The 15299-nt window shown below is 43.2% G+C and carries 19 protein-coding genes; 6 read left to right on the top strand and 13 right to left on the bottom strand.

From position 1 onward, the window contains the following. Positions 1 to 35 precede the first annotated feature (35 nt). Complete coding sequence (locus tag ICU98_RS08610) at positions 36 to 1664, top strand: peptide chain release factor 3 (RefSeq protein ID WP_215353272.1); 1629 nt, start codon at positions 36 to 38, stop codon at positions 1662 to 1664. Between the two features lie 3 nt (positions 1665 to 1667). Here the strand turns inward: ICU98_RS08610 and ICU98_RS08615 are convergent, their stop codons facing one another. Continuing rightward, the gene (locus ICU98_RS08615) at positions 1668 to 1904 is read right to left on the bottom strand and encodes a hypothetical protein (RefSeq protein ID WP_215352135.1); all 237 of its coding nucleotides are present in this window, start codon (positions 1902 to 1904) and stop codon (positions 1668 to 1670) included. A 72-nt stretch (positions 1905 to 1976) separates the two neighbouring features. On the opposite strand from ICU98_RS08615, the gene ICU98_RS08620 reads away from it, so the two are divergent. Both ICU98_RS08620 and ICU98_RS08625 read left to right on the top strand, forming a co-directional pair. Further along, entirely contained in the window at positions 1977 to 2189 is a 213-nt protein-coding gene (locus ICU98_RS08620) for a hypothetical protein (protein ID WP_215336567.1), read from the top strand. Positions 2190 to 2233: 44 nt separating this feature from the next. Then, on the top strand, positions 2234 to 2992 hold the full coding sequence (locus tag ICU98_RS08625; protein ID WP_215336568.1) for a MipA/OmpV family protein: 759 nt from the start codon (positions 2234 to 2236) through the stop codon (positions 2990 to 2992). A gap of 5 nt (positions 2993 to 2997) precedes the next feature. On the opposite strand, the gene ICU98_RS08630 is transcribed toward ICU98_RS08625, so the two are convergent. Genes ICU98_RS08630 through ICU98_RS08640 form a run of 3 tightly spaced genes read right to left on the bottom strand, consistent with a single transcriptional unit; the run spans position 2998 to position 5287 of the window. Next, complete coding sequence (locus tag ICU98_RS08630) at positions 2998 to 3237, bottom strand: CDGSH iron-sulfur domain-containing protein (protein WP_215352136.1); 240 nt, start codon at positions 3235 to 3237, stop codon at positions 2998 to 3000. A gap of 3 nt (positions 3238 to 3240) precedes the next feature. Next, positions 3241 to 4515: an MFS transporter gene (locus ICU98_RS08635; RefSeq protein WP_215336570.1), complete on the bottom strand. Its 1275-nt coding sequence runs from the start codon at positions 4513 to 4515 to the stop codon at positions 3241 to 3243. Then, the gene (locus tag ICU98_RS08640) at positions 4499 to 5287 is read right to left on the bottom strand and encodes a YoaK family protein (RefSeq protein ID WP_215352137.1); all 789 of its coding nucleotides are present in this window, start codon (positions 5285 to 5287) and stop codon (positions 4499 to 4501) included. The genes ICU98_RS08635 and ICU98_RS08640 overlap by 17 nt, the downstream gene beginning before the upstream one ends. A 57-nt stretch (positions 5288 to 5344) precedes the next feature. On the opposite strand from ICU98_RS08640, the gene ICU98_RS08645 reads away from it, so the two are divergent. Further along, positions 5345 to 5917: a hypothetical protein gene (locus ICU98_RS08645; protein ID WP_251365343.1), complete on the top strand. Its 573-nt coding sequence runs from the start codon at positions 5345 to 5347 to the stop codon at positions 5915 to 5917. A 9-nt stretch (positions 5918 to 5926) separates the two neighbouring features. Here ICU98_RS08645 and ICU98_RS08650 read toward each other — a convergent pair whose 3' ends face one another. From ICU98_RS08650 to ICU98_RS08680, 7 genes are all read right to left on the bottom strand, one after another. Next, positions 5927 to 6178, bottom strand: coding sequence for a hypothetical protein (locus ICU98_RS08650; protein ID WP_215352138.1), 252 nt, complete (start codon positions 6176 to 6178; stop codon positions 5927 to 5929). A gap of 74 nt (positions 6179 to 6252) precedes the next feature. After that, entirely contained in the window at positions 6253 to 6534 is a 282-nt protein-coding gene (locus ICU98_RS08655; protein WP_112205669.1) for an HU family DNA-binding protein, read from the bottom strand. A 268-nt stretch (positions 6535 to 6802) separates the two neighbouring features. Continuing rightward, the gene (locus ICU98_RS08660; RefSeq protein ID WP_215352139.1) at positions 6803 to 7330 is read right to left on the bottom strand and encodes a TlpA disulfide reductase family protein; all 528 of its coding nucleotides are present in this window, start codon (positions 7328 to 7330) and stop codon (positions 6803 to 6805) included. Between the two features lie 3 nt (positions 7331 to 7333). Further along, on the bottom strand, positions 7334 to 8431 hold the full coding sequence (locus ICU98_RS08665) for a transglutaminase family protein (protein ID WP_215352140.1): 1098 nt from the start codon (positions 8429 to 8431) through the stop codon (positions 7334 to 7336). Positions 8432 to 8541: 110 nt separating this feature from the next. Next, on the bottom strand, positions 8542 to 8694 hold the full coding sequence (locus tag ICU98_RS08670) for a hypothetical protein (protein ID WP_215336577.1): 153 nt from the start codon (positions 8692 to 8694) through the stop codon (positions 8542 to 8544). Positions 8695 to 8801: 107 nt separating this feature from the next. Next, complete coding sequence (locus ICU98_RS08675; RefSeq protein ID WP_215352141.1) at positions 8802 to 9191, bottom strand: tautomerase family protein; 390 nt, start codon at positions 9189 to 9191, stop codon at positions 8802 to 8804. A 34-nt stretch (positions 9192 to 9225) separates the two neighbouring features. Next, a complete protein-coding gene (locus ICU98_RS08680; protein ID WP_215352142.1) occupies positions 9226 to 9861 on the bottom strand; it encodes a type II CAAX prenyl endopeptidase Rce1 family protein in 636 nt (211 codons plus the stop codon). A gap of 109 nt (positions 9862 to 9970) precedes the next feature. Between ICU98_RS08680 and ICU98_RS08685 the strand changes: the two genes are divergently transcribed. Continuing rightward, positions 9971 to 10321: a DUF3147 family protein gene (locus tag ICU98_RS08685; protein WP_215352143.1), complete on the top strand. Its 351-nt coding sequence runs from the start codon at positions 9971 to 9973 to the stop codon at positions 10319 to 10321. Between the two features lie 34 nt (positions 10322 to 10355). Here ICU98_RS08685 and ICU98_RS08690 read toward each other — a convergent pair whose 3' ends face one another. Then, positions 10356 to 12347 carry a tetratricopeptide repeat protein gene (locus ICU98_RS08690; protein WP_215352145.1) on the bottom strand — a complete coding sequence of 664 codons (1992 nt, stop codon included), beginning with the start codon at positions 12345 to 12347 and terminating at the stop codon, positions 10356 to 10358. Between the two features lie 211 nt (positions 12348 to 12558). Between ICU98_RS08690 and ICU98_RS08695 the strand changes: the two genes are divergently transcribed. After that, a complete protein-coding gene (locus tag ICU98_RS08695) occupies positions 12559 to 14976 on the top strand; it encodes a class I SAM-dependent methyltransferase (protein WP_215352146.1) in 2418 nt (805 codons plus the stop codon). Positions 14977 to 15047: 71 nt separating this feature from the next. Here ICU98_RS08695 and ICU98_RS08700 read toward each other — a convergent pair whose 3' ends face one another. After that, positions 15048 to 15239 carry a hypothetical protein gene (locus tag ICU98_RS08700; protein ID WP_215352147.1) on the bottom strand — a complete coding sequence of 64 codons (192 nt, stop codon included), beginning with the start codon at positions 15237 to 15239 and terminating at the stop codon, positions 15048 to 15050. Positions 15240 to 15299 lie beyond the last annotated feature (60 nt).

Consider the following 15299-nt stretch of genomic DNA (forward strand, 5'->3'; position numbering starts at 1 on the left):
ATCAGGGTCATTCCCAGAATAAGCGCAGATTTACCATCGAAACGAATCCATCCAGCAATACCGCCGCAGAGGTATCTCGTCGCCGCAGTTTTGCAATCATCTCCCACCCAGACGCTGGCAAGACGACGCTTACAGAAAAATTACTTCTGTACGCTGGAGCGATTCAGATTGCGGGTAGCGTAAAGGCAAGAAAAGCCAGTAGGCATGCCACCTCAGACTGGATGGAAATTGAAAAGCAGCGCGGCATCTCTGTTGCGAGCTCTGTGATGCAGATGGAATATCGCGATTGCATTATTAATTTGCTCGATACGCCGGGCCACCAAGATTTCTCTGAAGATACTTACCGAGTGTTAACTGCGGTTGACTCTGCACTGATGGTAATTGATGCTGCCAATGGTGTTGAATCACAGACCTTGCGATTACTCGAGGTTTGTCGCGCACGCAATACACCAATTGTTACTTTCATCAATAAAATGGATCGGGAAGTTAAGCCGCCGATGGAGTTGATGGACGAGATTGAGACCGCCCTCGGAATTGAAGTGGTTCCCTTCACTTGGCCCGTCGGTATGGGTAAATCTTTTGCGGGCGTGATCGACATTGCTCACTCACAAATGCGCATGTTCAAAGCAGGCGAAGATCGCGTAACCGAAGACTCTCATACCATCATTGATGTGAACGATGCGCAGTTAAAAGAGCGTCTCGGATCGAGCTTGGATGAAGCGCTTACAGAAGTTGATTTAATTCAGAATGCTATGCCAGCCTTTGATCGTGAGGCCTTTTTGGCCGGACGGCAGTCGCCAGTATTTTTTGGTTCCGCAATTAATAACTTCGGTGTTAGAGAAATTCTCAACACCCTGGTTGAATTAGCACCAGCGCCAGGATCTCGTAAAGCACTGCAACGCGAAGTAAGTCCTGCTGAGAATAAATTCTCGGCAGTGGTATTCAAGATTCAGGCCAATATGGATCCCGCCCATCGCGACCGCGTTGCCTTCTTGCGAATTTGCTCTGGTCACTTTGAGCGCGGCATGAAGCTCAAGATCTGCCGCAACGGCAAAGAGGTGCGCACCAATAATGCCCTCTCCTTTTTATCCCAGCGACGCGATATTCTTGATGAGGCATTTCCTGGTGACATCATTGGCTTACCAAATCATGGCCTACTTCGTCTAGGAGACACGCTTACCGAAGGCGAGCAATTGCAATTTACGGGCTTACCTTTTTTTGCCCCAGAAATTTTTCGCATGGTTGAATCTGCCGATCCCCTGCGCACCAAACAATTACGAACCGGACTCATGCAACTTGGTGAAGAAGGTGCCATTCAGGTCTTCCGCCCAATGTCAGGCGGAACAATGCTCTTAGGGGCGTTTGGTCAACTCCAGTTTGAGGTAGTCAGTCACCGATTGCAAACCGAATATGGCGCTGAGGTTAGACTCCTTCCAGCTCGCTTTAGTCTGGCACGTTGGGTAAGCTCTGATGACGCAGTCGCTTTAAAGAAATTCATTCAAGAAAATATTCACCGCATGGCGGAAGATGTTGTAGGGGCGCCAGTATTTCTGGCTACCCATAAATCAGAGCTCGATGTTGCTAGCCAGCGCTGGGAAGCTGTTCAATTTCATGCTCTTCGGGAGCATGCCGGTCTCATTTTTCAATCTGACCTAGCCGGCTAAGCTTCAACGAGGTAATTTACAGTCGAACACTGCTACTAATGCAGTGTCACTGTTTCTGTAGGTGGCTACTTTTCCATATTGCTCGCAATAGGCCTGTGCTTTTTTAGTCAACTCCGCCATGGAGGAGTCATTGCTATTTAAGAATGTCACATGATTGGCGTCAGAGCCATCTGTGAACTCTGCAGCACAAGCAGCCAGACCTAGACACAGAATGAGCGCGAAGTAGGATGATTTTGTCATGGGTGCTTTCGGGTTTGAACTTGATATTGCTCGATTTAATCATGAATTAGCCAGGTTTGGCATACTATTAACATGCCTAACTGGAGCTACCTGATTGCACGCCTGATTAGCGCGATTGGCTCGTGGTTAGATGCGAGCAATCTGCGTAATCGGGTTTACCAACTTGAAGAAGAAAATGAGCTTTTGCGAACCGCTTTAGAAGATGTTCAACGCATGGATCCAGAGGGGCGCATTGGGTGGTATGCCAAAGAAACCTTAGATCACGTTAGTTCACCAAAAAAATAACCCAAACTACGCATCAGCGCTCAATAATCTTTTATTATTTGCCCATGAAATCGATCTTATTTGCCGCTCTTTTAACGATTGCTCTGCCTAGCTTTGCTATGGATGATGTTCCCGATGGCTTACCCGATCACATTGTGGGCGACATTGGTGCAGCAGTGTATACGTCTAATTTGCATATCGGTAGCGAGGGTACTCAGTCCTTAGCCCTCCCTTATGCCTTCTTTGACTATGAGCGCTTCTTTGCTCGGATCGATGAAGTTGGTATTAAAACTTTCAAGATGGGCTATGGTTATTTCGAGCTTGGTGGAAAAATTAATCTCGATACTTATACGGTCAAATCTACGATCAATGGAACTTCAATCAATCGTAGTGATCCTATTCCATTAGGTGTGGGCACTTTTCAAGAAACGCCCATCGGTGCTTTCTTTATCAATGCATATCATGACTTTGGCAAATCAAAGGGTGCCCTTTATGAGCTTTCTTATTTTGGTGAGATAGAAACGCTTGCGCATGTCGTTGTTTATCCCCAGGTGGGTATTGAGAGGCAGTCTTCCCAATATGCAAACTACTACTATGGCATTACTCCAGGAGAATCTACTGCTACCGGCTACTCAGCTTATACCGCACCAGCCACTAGCAATTTAATGGCAGGGTTAATGGTAGAAATTCCAGTAGTAGATAGTTGGTACGTTAATTTATATGGCAAGCGCAAATGGCTCGGTAACGGAATTAACAATAGCCCTGTCCTAAACCGTTCATTTCAAGACAACATCTTTGTAGCCTTAGCGTATCGCTTTAAATAAATTCGCTAGAGCTTGGTGTGTGAGCCATCACAATACGGTGGCGTGCTGGTCTGTTTGCAAGCACATAGGTATACCGTTTTGGTTTTAGCTTCTGCAACCCGCAAAGGGTTGAATCCTGATGCAGTATGTGAGCCATCACAATAAGGCTGGCGCTTACTTTTTCCACAGGCACACCAAAAATAGATCTGCCCTGCCTCGACCTCTAATGCACATGGCGACTTTTGCGCAATGATTGGCTTAGGCATTCCCTATTTCGCTTTGATAATGCCGCGATAAATCAAAAATGTTGCGAGCAGGCCCATGCCACCAGCCATCGCCATCCAGTAACCAGGGGATGCCTTGTCACCAGTGCTCTCAATCAGCCAAGTAGACACCAAAGGGGTAAAGCCGCCAAATAATGCTGTTGCCAAGCTATAGGCCAATGAGAAGCCTGTGGTTCTGATCCTCGCAGGAATAATTTCAGTTAAGGCGGCAACTGTTGCACCGTTATAGCTGCCATATAAAAATGAGAGCCAGAGCTCGACTGCAAGCATATGTTCATAGCTTGGATTGGCAACTAACCAGCTGAGTGCTGGATATGCCGTAAATAGAGCTAAGCCAGAAAATAAGCCCATGATCGGCCAACGACCGATTCGATCCGATAAGGCGCCCATGACAGGAAGCCAAATGAAATTCGAGAGCCCAACAAAAAAGGTGATTAATAAACTATCCACTATCGATAATTTCATTACGCTCTTGCCAAAGGTTGGCGTATATACCGTGATGAGATAAAACGAAACCGTAGTCATCACAATGAGCATCATGCCAGCAAATACAATCTGCCAATTGATGGCTAGGGTTTGCAAAATTTCTTTAAAAGTAGGATGGTGTTTTTCAGCAAGGAATGCTTCGGTCTCTTGTAAAGAACGACGAATTTGAAAAACAACCGGAATAATCATGCAGCCAATAAAGAATGGGATGCGCCAGCCCCAATCTGACATGACTTCTTTGCTGATGGTTTCATTCAAAAAATATCCCAAGGCTGCAGAGAAGATAATGGCTGCCTGTTGACTAGCAGATTGCCAGCTAACGTAAAGGCCCTTATGGCCAGGCGTAGCCATCTCTGATAGATAAACTGAAACGCCGCCTAACTCTACTCCCGCAGAAAAACCTTGTAACAAGCGGCCAAGCAAAACCAAAAGAGGGGCAAGCAAACCAATGCTGGCATATGAGGGGATGAAGGCAACCAAGGCAGTACCCGTAGCCATGATCGAGAGGGTAAGCACCAAACCCTTGCGACGACCAATTCTGTCGATATATCCACCCAAAAAGATTGCGCCCAGCGGTCGCATTAAAAACCCGGCGCCAAAGGTAGCGAAGGTCAGCATTAATGAGGCGTATTCACTGGCTGCGGGAAAGAAAGCTTTTGAAATATAAGTGGCATAGAAGCCGAATAAGAAAAAATCATACATTTCAATAAAGTTACCGCTCGTCACCCGAATAACGGTAGATAACTTTGATTGAGGTTTAGCGATTGCTGTCATCAGAAACTTTCTTTTCTTTTAATCTTCTCAATATATTTTTGATATCTTGCAAAACCTGCAATGCCGCAATGATCATTAGCGACAGAGAAAGCGGTACAACTGCAATGAAACCAAACTTTTTAAAACTCATTGCCCCAATAATGCCACCCAACAGAAACATTAAAAAGAGGGCAAGATGCATTTTGAGTCTGTTACGGTTGGCTTCAACAAAATATTGTTGATTAGCTGCTTGAGACTTATTCCAATAAAGTAACTTACCAAGCTCAATTCCTATATCCGTGATTACCCCTGTCATATGGGTAGTGCGAATTTCTGCTGAAGACGCTTTGGTCACAATAGCATTTTGCAATCCCATCACAAAACACAGCAATAAGGCAATTGCAGGGACTGTGAGAGGCACATAAAAGCTGAGATGATCCCCTACAAATCCAAATATCAGCAATAAGAATGCCTCCACTAAAAGCGGGAGTGCGAATTGACTATGAATGGCTTGTCTACGGCCCCAGCTCACAATGATTGCCGTTGTCATTGCACCCAATACAAATGCCACCAGAAGCGCAAGCCCTCCCAAAACTGGCAATAGCCTACTTAAGGCGAGATCATCCCCAATTCCAGCAACGATGCCACTCATATGGGATGTATAACGTGCAATCGCCAAAAACCCGCCGGCATTCACTGCGCCAGCGACAAATGCCATGTAAACACCCAGATGAAAATCTGAGCGCATGGATCGATGCGGACTAGTGAGGGCCCGTAGAAATTGAACCGGCATGATGCATTCTAAGTCTGGATGAGATTTGCTGGACCACTATTTACTTATAATATTTTGATGAATTTTCTCAAGCCCTCAATACGCAGCCTATTAGAGTGTCTTCTAAGCGCCGCCTTATACATGGGTTTCTTCTATTTCAACGGGTACATCACCGCTTCAATTGAAGACGCACAAGGGGTTAACTGGATTTTCATTCCCGCTGGCCTGAGAATCTTTTTGGCTCTCATTTTTGATTACGCTGGGGCTGCTGGTTTAATGTTAGCCGCCCTGCTCATTAACTACATTGGCTTTTATCAAGCTGACCTAGCGACCAATCTGGGTATTAGCATCATTTGTGGCCTAGCGCCTCTGCTCGGCCGACACTTTGTGATACACAATCTTAAAGTGTCGCCTGATCTAAGCAACATCAGCGTTCAACAATTGTTAGGCAGCATTACGGCTTATTCTTTTTTAAGTTCGGGGCTGCATCAACTTTGGTTTATTACGCGCGGATTGGACTCTGGTGGAGCAGACCATTTCATTGCGATGTTCACCGGAGACATGGTGGGCTCAATACTCTTTATTGCCATCATTAAATATGGCATTGACTTTATTAAACAACGAAGCAATAAAACAAATCTCTTAGATTAGAGCTTTGTTTTATTTTTTGGAATTTTGATCTTCAGCTTGAGGTTTTGCTGGGGGATTCTGATTAGGTACTGGCTTTAAAGTGGATGGCGGTTTTGCCTGAGCGCCTGGGACAGGATTACTAGTTGCTGGACCTTGGGTGCCGCCTGTTTTGGTGGGGCTTTTCCCGTCAAATAGCTCGCCAAGTCCTGCCGCATATACAAAGCCGAACCCCAAGGCTGCCAATGCAGCTAAGCTCTGCAGTGCTTTTGATTTTTTACTCATAGTCAATTGTCTAGCGGCAATATGAAAAGCGCATGAAAAAACCACCCGAAGGTGGCTTTTCTTATCAGTGAAGATTACTTGCGTTTATTCACTGCATCCTTAAATGCCTTACCAGCAGAAAACTTTGCTGTTTTAGCAGCTGGGATCTTAATTTCTGCGCCAGTGGCAGGATTACGACCAACACGGGCTGCGCGCTTGCCTGATTTAAATGTTCCAAAACCGATTAATTGAACATCATCACCTTTAGTAACTGCTTTGATGATTTGCTCAATGGTTGCGCTCAATACGCGATCTGCTGTTGCTTTAGAGATATCTGCATCGTTTGCAATTTTTTCTACTAATTCTGCTTTATTCATTTTGTCTCCTGGAGAGTATGCAATTTAATGTGGGGATTTTTAATAGCCATTTTGTCTAGTGACGAAATTATTGTATGTGCTTATTTAGACTAAAACAATCAGGAAATCACATAAATGTTAAATATTTTTTTATCACCAAAATGCTTCTAAATCAGTCCCCATCAGGGTTTCCGAGCATTCTAATATCGACTTTTTGGCCCGTAATGCCGTCTTTTAGTGTGCAGCAAGGGGGGAATGGACGCCCCAATTTGGAACATGGTTTAGAGGTCTACTTCAAGACCTGATGAAGCAATTTCAGAAAACTACCATCTTCTGCATCAATTGGCCCCATCCAGTAGGCCTGCGCAATCCCCTGACGATCGACCAGATAAGTAGTTGGAATGCCCCTCACTTTCCAAGCACGATAGGTCAGACTGCTGTTATCTAAAACAATAGGCAATGCGGCTTCTGAAAATAAGTTTGATTGAAGAAACGTTTTAATCCGCGGCCTGGATTCAGCAAGATTCACTGCTAGCACTACTAAGCCTTGGGATTCATATTTTTCTTGCAGATAGATGAGTTCACTAAACTCTTCTTTACAGGGCTCACACCAGCTCGCCCAAAAGTTCACGAGAACTACCTTCCCTTTGTATTGCCGAAGACTAATTGTTTGGCCTGCAAGATTATTCAGCTCTAGGGAAAGAGGTACTTTTAGCCCCAAGCCAGAAACCGGAGCCCATTCCGCATGGGCGTAAGCGGGGATCGCCAGAAACACAAGCGCACAATAACGCACCAGCGCATTTCTGATATTTAGCATGAACTAGTCAATGCGCTTGCTGGTGATTTTGTATTTGAAATTGACTGGATCTAAAGAATCTAAGCGGCCCTCTTTAGTTTCCCCTTGGGGATACATTAAAAAAGGAATCTTTCCCTTGCCGCCTAATTTGGATCCTGGCAAAGCAATGTCATGACCATAGTTATAAGGCATCCAATTCATTTCCCAATTACCAAACAAATAATCACGTATTGCAATCACCTTAGGGTCATTCAAAGTAAGATTTCCTGGCTCCTCGAGAATCACCTTACGTACGTCAGCAGGATCTACCGCCACCCAACCAAAGCCTTTAGCAAAGAACTCGGCACGACAATGTTGCGCCTTACTAATGTCTGCAGATCTGCCTAGGCTTTTATAGCCTCTTGCAGAATCATCCACCCGAATACCGTATACATCTCTTGCAGGGATGCCTGCAGATCTAGCAAGGGCGACATAAACAGCATTAATGTCAGCACACTTCCCACCAAGATTATTCGTTTCTAGCATGAGCTTGACATCACCCACTCCGCAGCCTTTAGTGGCAGGATCGCGATAGGTGTTCTCAACCACCCAGTTATATATCGCCTTTGCTTTTTCAATGTCACTCGCGTTTTTAGGAAGCGGCTTGAGAATCTGATTGACTTTTTCTTTAACGATTCCATCGGTTGGCAAAAACTCTGTGGCGTGAGTCCAGTAAGCATGCTCTTCTTTACTCAAGATCAAGGCCTGATTAAATTGTCTAGAGAGGGTATTGCGTTCACGAGTGGCAATTAAAAATGTGCTGACTAAATTGCGGCTACTGCTTGAGGCATCCCACTGGCCCCACAGCATGCGAGTATCGCCTGTTGGGGTTTTAAACACACTCGCCTGTTTTGCATCACCATCCGTTGCAATAGAGATGGTCTTAAAGTAATCTGTATCTTTACTTAAGGGCAAAGGTATCCAAGCCTGGACAGGCTGATTAGGGGCATCAATGCTCAACTCAGTGGTGATCTCATAGCACTTCCAGTTATCTCCCTCAGCAAAGCTGCTAAATGGGTAAAGGGATGGCAGAGCTAGGGCTCCCAAAGTGTTTTGAATAAATGCGCGGCGAGAAATCTTCATAAGGCCTTCAGTGATCGAGTCTGCTCAAATTATAGGCTCGGTCCTTTATCCCATGAGATGGAAAATAAAAACCGCCCGAAGGCGGCTTTAGCAAATAGGAGAATGCCTAATTAATGAGCCTGCCATTGCAAATGACCTGCTTCGATATAAGAGAGCACTTTATTCTTGGAAGGCGCAATATCGTCGCCGTTTAAAACCGATGCACTGACAGCTCCAGCAAAGAAAGCAATTACCGCAACCAATAAGTAAGCAAATTTATTCATCGTCATCCCCCACAGTGATTAATCAAGAACTTCTGCAAACACTATGCGGTATCTTTGTGTCATATTGTTGAATGTTTTATGACAAGTTAGTAAAGACTGTTCCTTAATTAGTCTTTGGGTGCGTATTGCATAGCACCATTACCAAAAGACCAGTTTTCTTTATTGACCTCAACTAAGTTAATCACAATATCTTGGGGTCTTAGCTTAAGCTTGGCCACCAAAGCTTCATTGATCGCTTTATAAAACTGCTGCTTCATCTCAGTGCTTCTGCCTTCATTGAGCGTCACCTGAATAAAGATGATGCCCTCTGAATACTCAATCCCCAAATAGCTTTTAGGGATGACTAATTCATTTGTGTCGTGTTTGGTAATCACCTGAAATTTATCGTCTTCGGGCACATTGATATGCTCGCGCATCGCCTGAAAAATGATGTCACCCACCTGTTGAGCAACTCCATCAGGATATTTTTTACTTAAGTCGATTCTGACAAATGGCATGAGAGACTCCTTTTCATCTTTTCCAAATCTTACTTTATGAGTGCATTACCGTGCCATGATAAAAATATTGCCCCAGTCCAAGTGTGAAAATAAAATTTCCATAGAGGGCGTGCTCTATACAAACTAAGGCCAAAGACCGAGATCGCGAATAGGTGCTAGCAAATAATAGACCACCAATCAGAGACATCGCTGGGGCAAGTACATTATGCAAAAAAAGATGGGCCATTCCAAATGCGATGGCGCTGGCGATTACCCAATATCGCCCATGCACAAACAATGGCCGATAGCGCTCATACATAAAAGCGCGATAGATTATTTCTTGGGGTACAACCGATAAAACGGGATACAGAATCATTACCAGCAACCACAGGCCAGCATCGCGTCGATACAAACTAAATATTGACTCAGGCATAAAGCTCACCATCACTGCAGCAATCATGATGGCCAATGGTATGAAGCGATAAAAAATTCTCAGCAAGGATGATTTATTTACCGCATGCCAGCCCCAAAGCGTTTTCAAGCTGATGCTTTGATGATGCAGATACCAGAAGCAAAGGAGCCCGGCTGCCCACAACAATGGAATGAACCAAATTGCGGAGTGCAAGAGCATCAAAGCGAAAGGGGAAACTAGAGAAAAAAGTGCCAGCTCGCACCACAACCAAAAAGTCATACGCATCCGAAAATATATAGTTAGCGTTCTTTATATACCTAATTAGCACCTGCTGCTGGTGAAAGACTATCTTGACTTAAACTAAGCCCTACTTTGCAGCGGGGTTCAAATGGTTTGGATTATGACGAAGTATCTGCTAACGGCCGGAATGGTAGTGCTGGCCTCTGAAGTAGCCAAGCGCAGCGATCGCTTGGGCGGTTTAATCGGCGCCCTCCCTCTGATGACCCTGCTAACCTTGTTTTGGCTCTATATCGAAAACCAAGGTGAAGAGAAGATTGCTAATCATGCCTATTACACATTTTGGTATGTGCTCCCAACCCTACCGATGTTTTTATTATTTCCCTATTTATTGCCTAAGTTAGGTTTTTGGTTAACGATGGGCGCATCTATCGCTTGCACCATCCTCTGTTTTGCTTTGTTTGCCTTTGTGACAAAAAACTTTGGTATTGAGTTACTTTAAATACAAATAGCAATAAATGGCCCGAATATACCTGCTAATTCTTTATAAAGATGTGCTCTGGAGGCAAACCATCTAGATATCGCCGATACATCTCGCTATAAGCCGACTCAATATGTCTCGTAAATAGCTTGCTATTAAATAAGGGTTTTAATAATCGATTAGCCTCAAGTTTCGCTCTTAGTTTGTTTAATTTTTCAGGATTTTTGGCAAGCTCAATTGCGAGATCTTCGTACTGCGCAGGGGTTTCAGTAATAAGCTCTGGGAGATCAATTGCAGTGAGAAGACTTGCTGATACCCTACTTGCAAAAGACTTTCCTACCATTGTCAAAATTGGCAATCCGACCCACAAGGCATCGCTAGCTGTAGTATGAGCTGTATAGGGAAAGGTATCTAGAAATAAATCTGCAAGACGTTGGCGTGCCAAATGCTCTGAATGCTCTACGCGGCCAGAAAAAATTAATCGCCTATTATCTATTCCTCTTACGGATGCTTCTTTGATGAGATTTTCTTTAGCCTCTAGATTATCTTCAAACAACCAAAGAACGCTATCGTCTACTTTTTTCAAAATATCACACCAAGTATCAAATGTTGTTGGTGTTATTTTGTAATTTGCATTAAAGCAACAAAAAATAAATCCACTTTCAGGCAATCCCAATTCAGCCTTAGAAAATACTTTACTGGCTATCGCTCGCCTTGAATCATTGACTTGATAACTATTGGGTAAATATGCAATTTTTTCAGTATAGAAAGATTGACTTGCATCTGGAATTAAAGTTGGATCAGCAATAACATAATCCATATACTCTGCGCCAGTGGTTCCAGGATATCCCAAGTAGCTTACTTGAATTGGGGCGGCTCTCAATGCAAAGATGTCCATGCGACCGTCCTGAGTAAACCCCTTGAGGTCAATGGCAATATCAATCTGGAGCTCTCGCGCAAGCTCTACAACCTCAGAATCTGAAAGATTTCGGACATCATGAAAATTGTCCACGGCGTCCATGCAACGTTGACGCATTTCATCATGAACATTGGGGCCATATGAGAACGCATGAATTTCGAAATCGTCTTTGTTATGTAATTCGAGCATCTCTGCAATAAGGTATGTAGTTGCATGATTGTGTAGGTCGGCCGAAAAATAGCCAATTCGAATTTGACTATTTTTGTCCCCACTGAATATGGGCCCAAGGTTATTTTTAGGAGGGAAATTAACTTCACTAAAATTCATTGCGGCTTTTTTATGAAGCACAGCATCGTCATTGAGCGCCAAAAAGACAAACGGATTAACATTTTTATTAAAGTTTTTTAATTTAATAATATTATCTTCGTATCTTTTTAAATCAGACCAGCTACATGCTCTAGTTATGGAAGAGAGCATGCCGCCATAGTCCCACTCACCTACAGTTTCCGGATACATCTTGACCAATTGCCCAAAGACATCAATTGCCTCGGTGTACCGCTTTAAATCATTTAATGCACATGCCTTGTTAAATAATGCTTCAGAAAAATCTGGCTTCAGTCTAATTGCAGAATCATAGGCATCGATTGCTTTTTCATGATTTTTTAATTGATCAAAAATTTTCCCGATATTGTAAAAAAGCTCATAGGAATCCCCTCTCAAATCGAGTGCTTTTTGATACCAAATTAGGGCATTTTCTTTTTCGCCCAAGCTGGCGCATGCAGTTCCTAGATCATGAAGCCCTTCAAAAAAGTTTCCGGCCCGATTTAGAGCCTCAGTGAAATAATATTTCGCCTCTTTAAATTGTCTTTTTTCTAAAAAAGAGTCGCCTAGGTAATACAGCGCAGCCGCTGATGGCCCTTCGCTCTGACAGGCTCTTTGTAAGAGTGTGTGAGCTACATCTTTATTCCCCTGATTTGACTCGATATAGGCAAGTAGCTCATTTGCTTTTGAGTTATTAAAATCAAGCTCAATAACTTTATTCAGTATTTCATTAGCAAATGGATAATTATTATCTCGAAAGTAATGTTCTGCCAATTCAAGTAGTCGGTCATTTTCTTTAGAATTCATAGTCCACTACAGTTTACAAAATATGGATGCCCAGAATGGAGATAAGAAGGCCTTTTAATAATTGCATACTGTCTTTGCCTTAGAGTCTAGCCCTTAAATTGAAGGATTCATGTGAATTCTTTTTAGGTCAGCGAGTAAGTTATTAGGCAATATAGCCCTCTAAGCCCTAAGGCTAGTGATAACATTGTTTATCAACAATATTCCCGTTTCAATGCATACTCAAGCCCCCCCTCAGTCAGATTTAACTGCTCTGCTAGATCATTACCAAAATAGACGGTTTGAATATGCCTATGAATTGGCTGTTTCGATCACTGAGCAGTACCCAAAGAATCAATTTGCCTGGAAGGTTCTAGGGGCCCTTCTCAGGATGACAGGAAATCTTTCAGGTGCGCTGTTAGCCAACGAAAGGGTTGTTAGCCTTGATCCGAGCGATCCAGAAGCACTTTACAACCTTAGCAACACATTTAAAGATCTTGGCAGACTGGATGATGCTGAACTTGGTTATAGGAACTCTATCAACCTCAGCCCTGAGTTTGTAGAAGCACATCTCAATTTAGGCCATACCCTGCAAGAGTTGGGGAAACTTGAGGATGCTGAGTTTAGCTATATAAATGCCTTAACCCTTCGGCCAGATTATGCGGAAGCCTTTAACGGCCTGGGAAATATAAAGCGAGAATTAGAGCAATATCACGAATCTATTGCTCACTATAAAAAAGCTATAGCAATAAACCCGCAATATGCTGAAGCTCATAGCAATCTTGGAATTGCCCTGCAAAAACTGAAAAGATTTGAGGATGCCGAGGAGTCCTATAAAAAAGCTATCTCACTTAAAACAATTTTCGCAGAGGCCCACTATAACCTCGGTACCTTATTGCAAGAGCTAGAAAGATTCTCGGAGGCCGAGATCAGCTACCGAAATGCAATTGCAATTAAGCAAGATTATGTCAGCGCTTACTTTAATCTTGGCGTTATTCTTTTAGAAGGTAACGATGCCGCATCGGCGCTTGAAATCACCTCACATCTACTGCAGATACAGCCAACCATCGAGGCCAAAAACCTATTTGTAGAGTCGCTTAAGAAGGTTAGTCCCACCCATTGGGATTCCACGCTATCTAGCATGGTAACTGCAGCGCTTCTAGAGCCCTGGGGAAGGCCCTCCGATTTAGGTTGCTTTTCAGGCCAACTTCTAAAGCTAGAAAAGAGTTTTCAAAAATCACTTTATCAATTTGAGGCCAGTGGATATAAGGACACTAGTGAAATAAGTATTCCTGAAAAAAATTGGGCATCTTTTTCTTTGCTAAATGCAATCTTAACTTCTGGCCCAATTGCCGACAGGGAATTAGAGCGTTACTTCACTAATTTGCGTTACAAGTTTTTAAAAAATACTGCCTCCCTCGAGCAAAAAAATTCTCTTGGGGATGAAGAATTTTTCTATTGTGCACTTGCTCATCAATGTTTTATTAATGAATATATTTATTACCAAACCCCCGAAGAGATTGAGATAGCAAAATCCGCACGAGATCGCTTGGTCAATAGACTTATTGAGCAAAAAAATATTCCTGCCTCGTTGCTACTCTGTGTTGCATGCTACTTTCCCCTCTCCTCCATTGAAAATTGCGATGTGCTTCTTAGGAAAACATTTTCACCCGATGTAATGTTGGTTTTAAAACAGCAGATTAGAGAGCCCCTGGAGGAGCTTGGATTAAGGCCACATATCCCGACTTTGACAGGGATAAATAATCTTACCTCGCTAGCAGTTCAGAGTCAGTATGAAGAAAATCCCTACCCCCGTTGGATTCGTCTCCCGGCTACATTCAATGGAAGCTACATTAACAATTTTGTTTCTAAAAAATTTCCTTTGGCAAATTTTTCTCCACTAAAAGACGATAGAAATCTTGAAGTTCTTGTTGCAGGCTGTGGAACCGGGGAACATCCGATAGCTTGTTCACAGCTTATTAGGGGCGCAAGTATCCTTGCGGTAGATTTAAGCATGGCTAGCCTTGCGTATGCAAAAAGAAAAACTATAGAAATGGGAATTAAATCAATAGAGTATGCTCAGGCTGACATTCTGAGACTGGCCTCTATTGGCAAAATGTTTGACCTTATTGAGTCAGCTGGAGTGTTACACCATTTAGATAAGCCTTACGATGGCTGGGATGCGCTAATTTCAGTGTTAAGGCCAAACGGATTAATGCGACTTGGCTTCTATAGTGAGCTTGCTAGAAAAGATATTGCTAGAGTAAGAAATATGATTAATCGGGATGCTATTGGATCTTCATTACAAGATATTCGAAATTATCGCCATTATTTGCTAGGACTAAAGAACTCTGAAGACTTTAAATACGCAACGGGCGGCGCTGACTTCTTTAGCACGAGCGCTTGTCGTGATTTAATTTTTCATGTTCAAGAACATCGGATGCAATTAGATGTGATTGCTGAATTTTTGGAGACACGCCAACTAAAATTTTTGGGGTTTGATCTTGATAAGTCAACTATCCGTTCTTACAAAATGCGCTTTCCAGATGATCCGGCGGCTACTAATCTTAAAAACTGGCAAACCTATGAAGAAGAAAATCCACATACATTTATATCAATGTATCAATTTTTAGTACAGAAAAGCTCTCAGTAACAACAAGGATTTCTGAGTCTATTAGTGATGCTGGTCCGACAATAAAAAGGTCGGCATCAAACTTAAAAAATTCAAGCCAATGAATGCTCTTTCAGCAGAGTATCTAGACCATACAGAACAAGTAATACCGCTACTGCTGGAATGGTAGTGGCAAACATTGCTATTCCCAAGCCAGACAGATTGATTGGGGTTTGTTCAATCAAAATAGGCCGCAACATCTGGGGTATCTCAAATACCAAATAGAGCGAGATTGGTGACGCCATCTTCATTCGCCAGCAAAATGCTCCATCTGCGCCGGCTGCGGGCTCCTAAAAGCCGCCTAA

Source organism: Polynucleobacter sp. MWH-P3-07-1 (assembly GCF_018687555.1).
GTDB lineage: Bacteria > Pseudomonadota > Gammaproteobacteria > Burkholderiales > Burkholderiaceae > Polynucleobacter.